Origin of the sequence: Streptomyces recifensis (assembly GCF_002154615.1) — a bacterium.
GTDB lineage: Bacteria > Actinomycetota > Actinomycetes > Streptomycetales > Streptomycetaceae > Streptomyces > Streptomyces griseoluteus.
Genome location: NZ_MUNH01000014.1, coordinates 1 through 13,934, shown reverse-complemented (window position 1 = coordinate 13,934; position 13,934 = coordinate 1). Strand labels below are relative to the sequence as shown.

The window sequence follows — 13,934 nt, the reverse complement described above, 5'->3', positions numbered from 1 at the left end:
CGTATGGCCCCCCACTGGGCCATACGGGCGCAGTCGCCGCGCAGCGCGGGGAGGTCCACTTCGAGGTCGTCGGGCCTGAGGTTCGTCATGAGCGCACCGTAGGCACGCCGGGGCCGGTGAAGAAAGATCTACTATCGGGTAGTTTTCCCCGCTTCAGCGGCTGCCCGATTACGGGTAGCGTGAACTGTCAGCTCCCCCTCCCGCCAGGAGAACGCCTGCCGTGCGCATCGCAGTCACCGGCTCCATCGCCACCGACCACCTCATGACCTTCCCCGGCCGCTTCGCCGACCAGTTCGTAGCGGACCAACTGCACACGGTCTCGCTCTCCTTCCTCGTCGACAACCTGGACGTGCGCCGGGGCGGCGTGGGCGCCAACATCGCCTTCGGCATGGGCCAGCTCGGCACCCGGCCGATCCTCGTCGGCGCCGCGGGCTTCGACTTCGACGAGTACCGCTCCTGGCTCGACCGCCACGGGGTGGACACCGAGTCGGTCCGCATCTCGGAGACCCTGCACACCGCCCGCTTCGTGTGCACCACCGACTCCGACCACAACCAGATCGGCTCCTTCTACACCGGCGCCATGAGCGAGGCCCGGCTGATCGAGCTGAAGACGGTCGCGGACCGGGTCGGCGGGCTGGACCTCGTGCTGATCGGCGCGGACGACCCGGAGGGGATGCTCCGGCACACCGAGGAGTGCCGGTCCCGCGCGATCCCGTTCGCCGCGGACTTCTCGCAGCAGATCGCCCGTATGGAGGGCGAGGAGATCCGGATCCTGCTGGACGGCGCGACCTACCTGTTCTCGAACGAGTACGAGAAGGGGCTCATCGAGTCCAAGACCGGCTGGAGCGACGAGCAGATTCTCGCGAAGGTCGGGCACCGGGTGACCACGCTCGGCTCGCGGGGCGTGCGGATCGAGCGGGTCGGTGAGGACCCGATCGAGGTGGGCTGCCCGGACGAGGAGCGCAAGGCCGACCCCACGGGTGTCGGCGACGCCTTCCGCGCCGGCTTCCTGTCCGGGCTCGCCTGGGGGGTCTCGCTGGAGCGGGCGGCTCAGGTCGGGTGCATGCTGGCGACTCTCGTCATCGAGACCGTGGGTACGCAGGAGTACCAGCTTCGGCGGGCGCACTTCATGGACCGGTTCACCAAGGCCTACGGCGAGGACGCGGCGGCCGAGGTTCGTGAGTACCTGAGCTGACGTCTCCGCCCCGACGGGTCCGTGGCGAGCCGCGGGCCCGTTCGGGCGGGTCGCGCCCACGCGGCGGAGCCGCGCATGGAACACAGCCCCGCGCCCCTGGTCTCCCTCCGGCTAGCTCACCCGGCGGACGATGTACGCCGTTCCTCGCTCCGCTTCCTCCTCGCCCACGTACTCCTGCCCCCGCATCTCGCACCACGCCGGGATGTCCAGGCGGGCCGCCTCGTCGTCCGAGAGGACGCGGACCGTGCCGCCCAGGGGGACGTCGGCGAACACCTTGGCCAGTTCGATCACCGGGATCGGGCAGCGTTTGCCGAGGGAGTCGACCACCAGCTCCGCCGCGCGTTCCTCCACCCGGGGCTCGGGGGCGCCGAGCTGGGAGCGGACGCCCGTCACCACGCCCGGCAGCACCTCCAGGAAGCGGTCGACCTCCTCCGACGCCACACCCGGCGGAAGCGACACGCGGACGTTGCCCTCGCTCAGTACGCCCATCGCCTTGAGCACATGGCTCGGGGTCAGGGTGCCGCTGGTGCAGGAGGAGCCGGAGGAGACGGAGAAGCCGGCCCGGTCCAGCTCGGTCAGCAACACCTCGCCGTCGACGTAGAGGCAGGAGAACGTGACGATCCCCGGCAGCCGCCGCTCCGGATCGCCCACCACCTCCACGTCCGGCACCAACTGCGGCACCCGCGCCCGGATCCGCTCGGTCAGCTCCCGCAGCCGTACCGCCTCGGTGTCGGCCTCGGCCCGTACCGCCCGCAGCGCGGCCACGGAGGCCACGATCGCCGGGATGTTCCCGAAGCCGGAGACGCGCCCCGACTCCCGTTCCTCGCCCGGCCCCTGGGCCGCGAAGCGCACACCCTTGCGCACCACCAGCAGACCCACGCCCGAGGGACCGCCCCACTTGTGCGCGCTGGCCGTCAGCAGCGACCAGCCCTCGGGCACCGGGCCCCAGCCCAGCGACTGGGCCGCGTCCACCAGCAGCGGCACCCCGGCCGCGCGGCAGGCCCCGGCCACCTCGGCCACCGGCTGCACGGTGCCCACCTCGTGGTTGGCCGACTGCAGACACGCCAGCGCGGTGTCCGTACGCAGCGCCTCCGCATACGCCGACGGGTCCACCGCCCCCGCCCGGCTGACGCCCACTCGGGTGACAGCGCCGCCCCCGGCCTCGAACGCGTCCGCCGAATGGAGGACCGAGGAATGTTCGACCGCTGACACGATCAGGTGACGTCCTGCGCGCCGCCGCCCGGCCAACGCCCCCGCCACACCGTCGTGCACGGCCCGCGTCCCGGACGACGTGAACACCACCTCGTCCGCCCGGCACCCCACCGCCTCGGCCGCCGCCTCCCGTGCCGCGTCCAGCAGCAGCCGCGCCCGCCGCCCCTCCCGGTACAACCGCCCCGGATCGGCCCACCCCTCATCCAGAGACGCCAACAACGCCTGCCGCGCCACAGGATGAAGCGCACCGCCAGAAGCCACATCGAAGAAAGCCACAGGCCAACGTTAGAACGAGGATCAGCTGTCCCGACCTGAGGGGCGCGGGGCTGTGTCCATGTGCGGCTTGGCCGCGGGGCGCGGCAAGCCCAAGCGGCGCCGCACAAACCCCCAAACCGGAACATCAACGGCGATTGGCCCCCCGGTAACACCCCTCAGAACGACCCGACGACGCGTATGCCCCCCTCCCCGCGAACCGTCGGAGACCGTCGGCTAGGGTTTGGTCCGCATAAACATCCAAACCCCTGCCCGACGCAGGGCGGCGACCGACCAGCGAGAAGGCCGCAGCCGACCGCGCGGGCGAGACTCTCGGGAAGGCGCTACGTGAGTCCCAACGGCTCCGACCTCCCCCTTCGCCCGAAAGGCGTGGGCGGTACCCCCAAGCCGCGGCGCGCGACGCGGCGGAAGCTGCTCCAGGCACTGACCGCGGGCCTGGTCCTTGCGACCGCGACCGGTTGCACATACAAGGACTTCCCCCGCCTTGGCATGCCCACCCCGACCACGGAAGAGGCTCCCCGCATCCTCTCCCTGTGGCAGGGCTCGTGGGCGGCCGCGCTCGCTACCGGCGTGCTGGTGTGGGGCCTGATCCTGTGGAGCGCCATGTTCCACCGGCGCAGCCGCACCAAGGTCGAGGTTCCGCCGCAGACGCGGTACAACATGCCCATCGAGGCGCTGTACACGGTGGTTCCGATCATCATCGTCTCGGTGCTCTTCTACTTCACCGCGCGGGACGAATCGAAGCTCCTCAGCCTGGAGAAGAAGCCGGACGTCACGGTCAACGTGGTCGGCTTCCAGTGGAGCTGGGGCTTCAACTACATCGAGAACGTGCCGGGTTCCACCGGTGACGCCAAGAAGGACCCGAACCTCGCGGCCATCCCCACGCGGTTCGTGGACCAGTTCCCGGCGAACGCCGGTGGCGTCTACGACGTCGGTACGCCGGGTACGCGGAACCCGCAGACCGGCAACCCCGGCCCGACGCTGTGGCTGCCCAAGGGCAAGACGGTCCGCTTCGTGCTGACCTCGCGTGACGTCATCCACGACTTCTGGGTCGTGCCCTTCCTGATGAAGCAGGACGTCATTCCGGGCCACACCAATGCCTTCCAGGTGACTCCCAACAAGGAGGGCACCTTCCTGGGCAAGTGCGCGGAGCTCTGCGGCGTCGACCACTCCCGGATGCTGTTCAACGTGAAGGTCGTCTCCCCCGAGCGGTACGAGCAGCACCTCAAGGACCTCGCCAAGAAGGGGCAGACCGGTTACATTCCCGCCGGCATCGCGCAGACGAGCCACGAGAAGAACCGGGAGACGAACAACCTGTGAGCATCCTCAACGAACCCCAGGGTGCCGGCGCGACCGAGGACTCGAACGACAACGAGTTGTTGATCCGGCGCAAGCAGCCCGGCAACGTCGTGATCAAGTGGCTGACGACCACTGACCACAAGACGATCGGCACGCTGTATCTCGCGACGTCGTTCGCGTTCTTCCTCATCGGTGGCGTGATGGCGCTGCTCATGCGTGCCGAGCTGGCGCGCCCGGGCATGCAGATCATCTCCAACGAGCAGTTCAACCAGGCGTTCACGATGCACGGCACCGTGATGCTGCTGATGTTCGCGACGCCGCTGTTCGCCGGTTTCGCCAACTGGATCATGCCGCTGCAGATCGGCGCGCCCGACGTGGCGTTCCCGCGGCTGAACATGTTCGCCTACTGGCTCTACCTGTTCGGCTCGACCATCGCCGTGGGTGGCTTCCTCACCCCGCAGGGCGCGGCGGACTTCGGCTGGTTCGCCTACTCCCCGCTGTCGGACGCGGTCCGTTCGCCGGGTATCGGCGCCGACATGTGGATCATGGGTCTGGCCTTCTCCGGCTTCGGCACGATCCTCGGCTCGGTCAACTTCATCACCACGATCATCTGCATGCGCGCTCCGGGCATGACGATGTTCCGCATGCCGATCTTCGTGTGGAACGTGCTGCTGACCGGTGTGCTGGTCCTGCTGGCCTTCCCGGTGCTGGCCGCCGCGCTGTTCGCGCTGGAGGCGGACCGCAAGTTCGGTGCCCATGTCTTCGACGCCGCCAATGGCGGGGCCCTGCTATGGCAACACCTCTTCTGGTTCTTCGGCCATCCAGAGGTGTACATCATCGCGCTGCCGTTCTTCGGCATCATCTCCGAGATCATCCCGGTGTTCTCGCGCAAGCCGATGTTCGGCTACATGGGCCTCATCGCGGCCACGATCGGCATCGCCGGTCTGTCCGTGACGGTGTGGGCGCACCACATGTACGTCACCGGCGGTGTGCTGCTGCCGTTCTTCTCCTTCATGACGTTCCTCATCGCGGTCCCGACCGGTGTGAAGTTCTTCAACTGGATCGGCACGATGTGGAAGGGCTCGCTGTCCTTCGAGACACCGATGCTCTGGACGACCGGCTTCCTGATCACCTTCGTCTTCGGTGGTCTGACCGGTGTCATCCTGGCCTCGCCGCCGATGGACTTCCACGTCTCGGACTCGTACTTCGTGGTGGCGCACTTCCACTACGTGGTGTTCGGCACCGTGGTGTTCGCGATGTTCGCCGGCTTCCACTTCTGGTGGCCGAAGTTCACCGGCAAGATGCTGGACGAGCGGCTCGGCAAGATCACCTTCTGGACGCTGTTCATCGGCTTCCACGGCACCTTCCTGGTCCAGCACTGGCTGGGCGCCGAGGGCATGCCGCGCCGGTACGCCGACTACCTGGCGGCCGACGGCTTCACCGCGCTGAACACGGTGTCGACGATCGCCTCGTTCCTGCTGGGCCTGTCGATCCTGCCGTTCCTCTACAACGTGTGGAAGACCGCCAAGTACGGCAAGCCCGTCGAGGTGGACGACCCGTGGGGCTACGGCCGTTCGCTGGAGTGGGCGACCTCCTGCCCGCCGCCGCGGCACAACTTCCTCACCCTGCCGCGGATTCGCAGCGAATCCCCGGCGTTCGACCTGCACCACCCCGAGATCGCCGCGCTGGAGCAGCTTGAGCACGCCGGTCACGGCGCCGCCATCGCGGGCAGCAAGGAGGCCGGCAAGTGAAGATCCAAGGTCGGATGTTCTTCTGGCTGAGCATCTTCGTCCTGGTCATGGCCGTCGTGTACGGCGTGTGGTCGAAGGAGCCGGCCGGCACCACGGCGCTCTTCCTGGCCTTCGGCCTGTGCATCATGATCGGCTTCTACCTGGGCTTCACCGCCCGGCGGGTCGACGCGGGCGCGCAGGACGACAAGGAGGCCGACGTCGCGGACGGCGCGGGCGAGCTGGGCTTCTTCAGCCCGCACAGCTGGCAGCCGCTGGCCCTGGCGGTCGGCGGAGCGCTGGCCTTCCTGGGCATCGCGGTCGGCTGGTGGCTGCTGTACTTCTCGGCACCTCTGATCGCCATCGGCCTCTTCGGCTGGGTGTTCGAGTACTACCGCGGTGAGAACCGCACCCAGTAGGACTCAGCGACACGGCGCAGGACCCGGCGGGAGCCCGGACACTCCATCAGGAGCGTCCGGGCTCCTCCTTTTGCCGGGGTGTCCGTTTGCCGCAGTGTCCGTCCCTCGTACGGGTTACGTACCGAGCCAGTGAGGTCCTCATCTCATAGCGTGATCGTATGAATCACACTGCGCGGACCCGCACCGTGGTCAGCTCCGCCATGCTGGTGGCCGCCCTCGGCGCGGGCGTCACCGGCTGCGGCTCGGACGGCAATGCCCTGTCGTCCAGGCCGTACGACGCGGCCGACCAGATCGTCTTCAACGCGCCCACCGGCAAGGCGAAGCAGGTCGATCCGGACAAGCCCCTCGAGGTCACGCTCAAGAGTGGCGAGGGCCGGATCACCGACGTCACCGCCATGGACGCCACAGGCCGCTACGTGGCGGGCGAACTCGCCGCCGACGGCGGACGCTGGCACAGCACCTCCCCGCTGGCCGCCAACGCCCATTACACGGTCCGCGTGAGCACCGAGGACGACGACGGCGCCCCCGGCCGCAAGGTCCTCGACTTCGACACCACCAAGACGGCCGGCAAGAAGAGCCTCGGTGTCACCTTCGGGCCCGAGGCGGGGGAGTACGGCGTCGGGCAGCCCATCACCGCCAACCTCGACCAGCCGGTCAAGGACAAGGCCCAGCGGGCCGTGGTGGAGAGCGGGCTGCGGGTGGACTCCGTCCCCGCCGTGCAGGGTTCCTGGTACTGGGTCAGTGACAAGGAAGTCCACTACCGGCCCAAGGAGTACTGGCCCGCCCACGCCACCGTCCAGGTGCACAGCAACCTCGACGGGATCAAGATCACCGACCGGCTGCGCGGTGGCAAGAGCAAAGACCTGAAGATCACCATCGGGGACAAGGTGGAGGCCATCACCGACGCCGCCACCCACCAGCTCACGTTCTACAAGAACGGTGAGGCGATCAACACCATCCCGATCACCACCGGCAAGCCCGGCTTCGACACCCGCAACGGCGTCAAGGTGGTCCTGGAGAAGCAGTACCTCGTACGGATGCGCGGAACCACCGTCGGTATCGCCGAGGGCAGCTCCGACTCGTACGACCTGCCGGTGTACTACGCCACTCGCGTCACCTGGTCGGGTGAGTACGTGCACGCCGCGCCCTGGTCGGTCGGCTCCCAGGGCTACGCCAACGTCAGCCACGGCTGCACCGGCATGAGCACCGGGAACGCCGAGTGGTTCTTCGACCACGTCCGCGTCGGCGACATCGTGAAGGTCGTCAACTCCAACGGCCATGCCATGGAGGACTTCGGCAACGGCTTCGGCGACTGGAACGTGGACTGGAAGAAATGGGGCACCGGCAGCGCCCTCACCGGGGCCGCTCAGAACGGCTCCGCGCCCAGGGACTCCGTACGCCTGCGCCCGGCCGCCGCATGACGCTCCGGGGTGCGGGAGCCGGGCGGGTCCCCGCACCCCTCCAGCGGGCCGTTCTAGGCGTTCTGAAGGTGTTTGCGGCGCAGCAGGGAGGCCAGCGCCTCCGCGAACTCCATCGGGTCGACCGGCAGCGTCACCGCCGCGTCGGCCCGGCACCAGGTCGCCAGCCAGGCGTCCTGGGGACGGCCCATGAGCAGCAACACCGGGGGAGCGCCGAAGACTTCGTCCTTGATCTGACGGCAGACCCCCATGCCGCCCATGGGCACCGCCTCGCCGTCCAGCACGCAGACGTCGATGCCGCCCCGGTCCACCTCGCGCACCACGGCCTCGGGCGTGGCGCACTCGACGAACTCCACCAGCGGCACGTCGGGGGCCGGCCGGCGTCCGGCGGCGAGCCGTACCTGTTCGCGGGTGTTGGAGTCGTCGCTGTACACCAGCACGGTGGCGGTCGGCTGCATGCTTCCTCCGAGACGTCGGCGTCTTGCGGACGGGCCATTGTGGGCCGGATGCTACTCCTCCGGACAGCACGTCAACACCGGTACGACAGGCGAAGACACTCCGAACGGCACCCCCGGAGTGAGGGCGAGATAAGCGACCGACATAATGTCGGTCGTGGCGACAGCAACGACAGTAGATACCGGGCACGCGCACCCGTCGGTCAACCGGCCGAACCTCACCAGCGTCGGAACCATCATTTGGCTGAGTTCCGAGCTGATGTTCTTCGCGGCCCTCTTCGCGATGTACTTCACCGCTCGATCGGTGACCGGACTGGATCACTGGAAGGAGATGGCGCACGCGCTGAATGTGCCCTTCTCCGCGACGAACACCACGATCCTGGTGCTCTCCTCCCTGACCTGCCAGCTCGGCGTGTTCGCCGCCGAGCGCGGGGACGTGAAGAAGCTCCGCGGATGGTTCATCGTCACCTTCGTGATGGGTGCGATCTTCATCGGCGGACAGATCTTCGAGTACACGGAACTGGTGAAGAAGGACGGCATCTCGCTGTCCTCCGACGTCTACGGCTCCGTGTTCTACCTGACCACCGGCTTCCACGGCCTGCACGTGACGGGCGGACTCATCGCCTTCCTGTTGGTCCTCGGCCGCACGTACGCGGCCAAGAGGTTCACTCACGAGCAGGCGACCGCCGCCATCGTCGTGTCCTACTACTGGCACTTCGTCGATGTGGTCTGGATCGGCCTCTTCGCCACGATCTACTTGATCAAGTAGCGGGCAAGACCCGCACATCCAGAAGCACCGACGCAGAAGATCCTGACACCGGGGTAATCCGTGAAAAAGCTCTCCGCACGACGACGCCATCCGCTGGCGGCGGTCGTCGTCCTACTCCTCGCGCTGGCGGCCACTGGGGGGCTGTACGCCGCGTTCGCGCCCGCGGGCAAGGCGCAGGCCGATGAAGCCTCCCAGTCCCTGACCATCAAGGAGGGCCAGAAGCTCTACGAGGTCGGCTGCGCAAGCTGCCACGGCACCGGTGGCCAGGGCTCCTCCGACGGCCCGAGCCTGGTCGGTGTCGGCGCCGCCGCGGTCGACTTCCAGGTCGGCACCGGCCGGATGCCCGCCTCCAGCTCGCAGATGGCCCAGATCCCGGCCAAGAAGCCGATCTACACCCAGGCCCAGATCGACCAGCTCGCCGCGTACGTCGCGTCGCTGGGCGCCGGCCCGAACGTGCCGACCGAGGAGCAGTACTCCAAGGACGGCGCGGACATCGCCAAGGGTGGCGAGCTGTTCCGCACCAACTGCGCGCAGTGCCACAACTTCACCGGCAAGGGTGGGGCCCTGACCAAGGGCAAGTACGCGCCGAGCCTCGAGGACGTCGCGCCCAAGCACATCTACGAGGCCATGCAGACCGGCCCGCAGAACATGCCGTCCTTCCCCGACACCACCATGACGGAGAAGAACAAGAAGGACATCATCGCGTACCTGAACGCGGTCAACAGCAGCGAGACCGAGAACCCCGGCGGCCTTGAGCTGGGCGGACTCGGCCCGGTCAGTGAGGGCCTGTTCGCCTGGATCTTCGGCCTCGGCGCGCTGATCGCGGTCGCCGTCTGGGTCGCCGCTCGGACCGCAAAGGCCAAGAAGTCATGAGTAGCCAAGACATTCCAGAAGAGAACCTGCCCGCCGCGCAGGACCACCCGCACGGCTCGGTGAGCGTCGCGGACGAAGAGACGCCGTTCGCCGACCCGGGCATGCCGCCGCACGAGCACCGTGCGCAGGACATCGACGAGCGGGCCGCCAAGCGGTCCGAGCGCGCGGTCGCCCTGCTGTTCACGATCTCGATGCTGGCCACCCTCGGCTTCATCGCGTCGTACGTGACGATCCCGCACGACAAGTCGATCTTCGTCTTCCCGATCGGTCACATCAGCGCGCTCAACTTCGCGCTGGGCCTGACCCTCGGTGTGGCGCTGTTCTGCATCGGCGCGGGCGCCGTCCACTGGGCGCGCACCCTGATGTCCGACGTCGAGATGGTGGCCGAGCGCCACCCGATCGCGGCGGACCCCACGGTCCGCGCGCAGGTCTTCGAGGACTTCCGCCAGGGAGCCGCCGAGTCCGGCATCGGCCGTCGCAAGCTGATCCGCAACACGATGTTCGGCGCGCTGGCCCTGGTGCCGCTCTCCGGCGTCATGCTGCTGCGCGACCTCGGTCCGCTGCCGCACAGCTCGCTCCGCCACACGCTGTGGGCGAAGGGCAAGCTCCTCGTCAACGTCAACACCAACGAGCCGCTGCGTCCCGAGGACGTGGCCGTCGGCTCGCTGACCTTCGCCAAGCCCGAGGGCCTGGAGGAGACGGACGAGGACTTCCAGAACGAGATCGCCAAGGCCGCCCTGATGATCGTCCGGCTCCTGCCGAACGACATCAAGGACAAGCAGGAACTGGCCTGGTCCCACGAGGGCATCGTCGCGTTCTCGAAGATCTGCACCCACGTGGGCTGCCCGATCTCCCTGTACGAGCAGCAGACGCACCACGTGCTCTGCCCGTGCCACCAGTCCACCTTCGACCTCTCCGACGGTGCCCGAGTGATCTTCGGCCCCGCCGGTCACGCCCTGCCGCAGCTCCGCATCGGTGTGAACGACGAGGGCTACCTCGAGGCGCTCGGCGACTTCGCGGAGCCCGTCGGTCCTGCATTCTGGGAGCGCGGATGAGTACTGAAGCGAACGAAGCCCCCCGCTCGCGCGGGAAGGCGCCGGCCGGCGAGCGCGTCGCCGACTGGGCGGACGGCCGGCTGGGGATCTACGCCCTGGCCAAGGCCAACATGCGCAAGGTCTTCCCGGACCACTGGTCGTTCATGCTGGGCGAAGTCTGCATGTACAGCTTCCTCATCATCATCCTGACCGGTGTGTACCTGACGCTGTTCTTCCACCCGTCGATGAACGAGGTGGAGTACCACGGCAGCTACGTCCCGCTCCAGGGACAGCTGATGTCGGAGGCGTTCAACTCGACCCTGCACATCTCCTTCGACGTGCGCGGTGGTCTGCTCATCCGGCAGATCCACCACTGGGCCGCGCTGATCTTCCTCGCGGGCATGTTCGTGCACATGATGCGCGTGTTCTTCACCGGCGCGTTCCGCAAGCCGCGTGAGGTCAACTGGCTGTTCGGATTCCTGCTGTTCGTCCTCGGCATGTTCACCGGTTTCACCGGTTACTCGCTCCCGGACGACCTGCTCTCCGGCACCGGTGTGCGCTTCACCGAGGGCGCGATCCTGTCCATGCCGATCGTCGGCACGTACATCTCGTTCTTCCTCTTCGGCGGGCAGTTCCCCGGTCACGACTTCGTGGCCCGGTTCTACTCGATCCACATCCTGCTGCTGCCGGGCATCATGCTCGGCCTGATGGTGGCGCACCTGATCCTGGTCTTCTACCACAAGCACACGCAGTTCGCGGGTCCGGGCAAGAAGGAGACCAACGTCGTCGGCATGCCGCTGCTGCCGGTGTACATGGCCAAGGCCGGAGGCTTCTTCTTCCTGGTCTTCGGTGTGATCGCGGTCATCGCGGCCATCACGCAGATCAACCCGATCTGGGCGATGGGCCCGTACCGGCCCGACCAGGTCTCCACCGGCGCCCAGCCCGACTGGTACATGGGCTTCGCCGAGGGTCTGGTCCGCTACATGCCGGGCTGGGAGATCAACTTCTGGGGCCACACGCTGGTCCTGGGCGTGTTCATCCCGCTGGTCCTGTTCGGTGTCGTGCTGATGGCCATCGCGGTCTACCCGTTCATCGAGTCCTGGGTCACCGGCGACAAGCGTGAGCACCACATCCTGGACCGCCCGCGCAACGCCCCGACGCGTACCGCGTTCGGCGTCGCCTGGGTCACGGTGTACATGATCGGTCTGGTCGGCGGTGGCAACGACCTGTGGGCCACCCACTTCCACCTGTCGATCAACCAGGTCACCTGGTTCGTCCGGATCTTCTTCTTCGCCGGACCGGTGATCGCGTTCATCGCCACCAAGCGGATCTGCCTCGGCCTCCAGCGCCGGGACAAGGAGAAGGTGCTGCACGGCCGCGAGACCGGCATCATCAAGCGCCTGCCGCACGGTGAGTTCATCGAGGTGCACGAGCCGCTCAGCCAGGAGCAGCTCCACACCCTGACGGCCCACCACCAGTACGAGCCCGCCCAGATCGGCCCCACGGTCGACGAGAACGGGGTCGAGCGCAAGGTGAAGCCCACCGAGCGGCTCCGGGTCAAGCTGTCCAACGCCTACTACGGCAAGGACAACCAGATCCCCAAGCCGACCGTCGACGAGTACAAGGAGATCACGAGCGGCCACGGCCACCACTGATCCCCGCGCGCGTCGCCACGCCACGGCCGAAGGGCCCCGTCCGGAACACCGGCGGGGCCCTTCGCCCTGTTCCGGCTGGATAGGGTGGGAGCGGGCACCCCGCGTGCCCCGGAACACCTGTTTTTCTCTGACACACCCAGGAGCGGCTGATGAGCGCTGTGACCCCCGCTGGAGGCGACACCGCGGCGGGCCGTTCCTGGCCCGAGGTACTGAACGCCCTGCTGGAGGGGCGGGACCAGAGTGCCGACGCCACCGCCTGGGCGATGAACCGGATCATGCGCGGCGAGGCCACGGACGCCCAGATCGCGGGCTTCCTGGTGGCGCTGCGGGCCAAGGGCGAGACGGTCGAGGAGATCACCGGGATCGTCCGGGCGATGTACGACCACGCCAATGTGATCGAGGTGCCCGGCCGGACCGTCGACATCGTCGGCACCGGAGGGGACGGCGCCAAGACGGTGAACATCTCCACGATGTCCTCCATCGTGGTCGCCGGCACCGGCGCGAAGGTCATCAAGCACGGCAACCGGGCAGCGTCCTCCGCGTCCGGCTCCTCGGACGTGCTGGAGCGGCTCGGGGTGAACCTGGAGCTGACGCCCAAGCGGGTGGCCGAGGTCGCGGAGGAGGCGGGGATCACCTTCTGCTTCGCGGTCAAGTTCCACCCGGCGCTGCGTCATGTCGGCGCCGCCCGCGGCCAGCTCGGCATCCGTACGGTCTTCAACGTGATCGGTCCGCTGACCAACCCGGCGCGGGTGCGGTCCCAGGCGGTGGGCGTGGCCAACCTGGCCATGGCGCCGATCGTCGCGGGCGTCTTCGCCGAGCGCGGGAACTCCTCGCTGGTCTTCCGGGGCGAGGACGGCCTGGACGAGCTGACCACCACCTCGCCCTCGCGGGTGTGGATCGTGCGCGACGGCAAGGTCACCGAGGAGGTCTTCGACCCCCGTGACGTCGGCATCGAGCTGGTGCCGGTGGACGCGCTGCGCGGCGGCGACCCGGCGTACAACGCGATGGTCGCCCGCAAGGTGCTGGAGGGTGAGCGGGGGCCGGTGCGGGAAGCGGTGCTGCTGAACTCCGCGGCGGCGCTGGTCGCGCTGGACCCGACGCAGGAGCCGCTGGCGGACCAGCTCCGGGCGGGCATGGCGAGAGCGGCCGAGTCCATCGACTCCGGGGCGGCGGCGCGCACGCTGGAGCGGTGGGTGGCCGCCAGCAACCGGCAGTAGTCGTCCTTCCGGCATCCGGACGGCGGTTGCGCCACGCGCTCCGTCCGGCTAGCTTCCTGATCAGGTCATGAGCGACAGCCATGCGGCCCCGGCCGGCTGTCCGGCAACCCTCCGTCCGTGGCGGGGTGCTCCGGGTGAGGACCAGGCCGTAGTCCAGAAGGTCTACGGCAAGCGCGGACCCCTCGAGAACCAGGGGTCCTGGTCGTACGAGGGAGCTTCTTCCGTGAGCAAGCGAATGCGCTAGGGCCGCCGAGCCCCGCCTCCGCACACCCCCCTTTTCACCCTTCTTCCGGTGTCGCGTCCGCATGCCCTGTGCGCGGTGACTCCGGCCTGCCTCACGGGAGTTCAGTCATGTCCGTCTCCACCGCCTTCGCCCCCGCCCCCCCCC

The 13,934-nt window shown here is 68.3% G+C and carries 12 protein-coding genes and 1 riboswitch; of the genes, 10 read left to right on the top strand and 2 right to left on the bottom strand.

Translation table 11 applies throughout. From position 1 onward, the window contains the following. The first annotated feature begins 220 nt into the window (after nt 1-220). The gene (locus CCN33_RS00910) at nt 221-1,195 is read left to right on the top strand and encodes a carbohydrate kinase family protein (protein ID WP_086690047.1); all 975 of its coding nucleotides are present in this window, start codon (nt 221-223) and stop codon (nt 1,193-1,195) included. 111 nt (nt 1,196-1,306) lie between these two features. Here the strand turns inward: CCN33_RS00910 and CCN33_RS00905 are convergent, their stop codons facing one another. After that, nucleotides 1,307-2,683, bottom strand: coding sequence for a cysteine desulfurase/sulfurtransferase TusA family protein (locus tag CCN33_RS00905; protein WP_086690045.1), 1,377 nt, complete (start codon nt 2,681-2,683; stop codon nt 1,307-1,309). A 324-nt stretch (nt 2,684-3,007) separates the two neighbouring features. Between CCN33_RS00905 and ctaC the strand changes: the two genes are divergently transcribed. From ctaC to CCN33_RS00885, 4 genes are all read left to right on the top strand, one after another. Further along, a complete protein-coding gene (gene ctaC, locus CCN33_RS00900; RefSeq protein ID WP_373309983.1) occupies nt 3,008-4,000 on the top strand; it encodes an aa3-type cytochrome oxidase subunit II in 993 nt (330 codons plus the stop codon). Next, nucleotides 3,997-5,730 carry an aa3-type cytochrome oxidase subunit I gene (gene ctaD / locus CCN33_RS00895; protein WP_086690041.1) on the top strand — a complete coding sequence of 578 codons (1,734 nt, stop codon included), beginning with the start codon at nt 3,997-3,999 and terminating at the stop codon, nt 5,728-5,730. Before ctaC ends, ctaD begins: the two co-directional genes overlap by 4 nt. Further along, complete coding sequence (locus CCN33_RS00890) at nt 5,727-6,125, top strand: cytochrome c oxidase subunit 4 (RefSeq protein WP_086690039.1); 399 nt, start codon at nt 5,727-5,729, stop codon at nt 6,123-6,125. The genes ctaD and CCN33_RS00890 overlap by 4 nt, the downstream gene beginning before the upstream one ends. 158 nt (nt 6,126-6,283) lie before the next feature. Continuing rightward, nucleotides 6,284-7,546, top strand: a complete 1,263-nt coding sequence (locus CCN33_RS00885; RefSeq protein ID WP_086690037.1) for a L,D-transpeptidase — start codon at nt 6,284-6,286, stop codon at nt 7,544-7,546. 53 nt (nt 7,547-7,599) lie between these two features. Here CCN33_RS00885 and CCN33_RS00880 read toward each other — a convergent pair whose 3' ends face one another. Next, complete coding sequence (locus tag CCN33_RS00880) at nt 7,600-8,001, bottom strand: response regulator (protein ID WP_086690035.1); 402 nt, start codon at nt 7,999-8,001, stop codon at nt 7,600-7,602. A gap of 145 nt (nt 8,002-8,146) precedes the next feature. On the opposite strand from CCN33_RS00880, the gene ctaE reads away from it, so the two are divergent. The 5 genes from ctaE to trpD all read left to right on the top strand — a co-directional run bounded on the left by ctaE (nt 8,147) and on the right by trpD (nt 13,546). Continuing rightward, a complete protein-coding gene (gene ctaE / locus CCN33_RS00875) occupies nt 8,147-8,767 on the top strand; it encodes an aa3-type cytochrome oxidase subunit III (RefSeq protein WP_030810341.1) in 621 nt (206 codons plus the stop codon). A 60-nt stretch (nt 8,768-8,827) separates the two neighbouring features. Next, entirely contained in the window at nt 8,828-9,640 is an 813-nt protein-coding gene (gene qcrC, locus CCN33_RS00870) for a cytochrome bc1 complex diheme cytochrome c subunit (RefSeq protein ID WP_086690033.1), read from the top strand. Beyond that, a complete protein-coding gene (qcrA, locus tag CCN33_RS00865) occupies nt 9,637-10,695 on the top strand; it encodes a cytochrome bc1 complex Rieske iron-sulfur subunit (RefSeq protein WP_086690031.1) in 1,059 nt (352 codons plus the stop codon). The genes qcrC and qcrA overlap by 4 nt, the downstream gene beginning before the upstream one ends. Beyond that, a complete protein-coding gene (gene qcrB, locus CCN33_RS00860) occupies nt 10,692-12,329 on the top strand; it encodes a cytochrome bc1 complex cytochrome b subunit (protein WP_086690028.1) in 1,638 nt (545 codons plus the stop codon). Before qcrA ends, qcrB begins: the two co-directional genes overlap by 4 nt. Before the next feature lie 149 nt (nt 12,330-12,478). Further along, nucleotides 12,479-13,546: an anthranilate phosphoribosyltransferase gene (gene trpD / locus CCN33_RS00855; RefSeq protein ID WP_086690026.1), complete on the top strand. Its 1,068-nt coding sequence runs from the start codon at nt 12,479-12,481 to the stop codon at nt 13,544-13,546. Nucleotides 13,547-13,609: 63 nt separating this feature from the next. Continuing rightward, a riboswitch (SAM riboswitch) is annotated at nt 13,610-13,726 on the top strand. Nucleotides 13,727-13,934 lie beyond the last annotated feature (208 nt).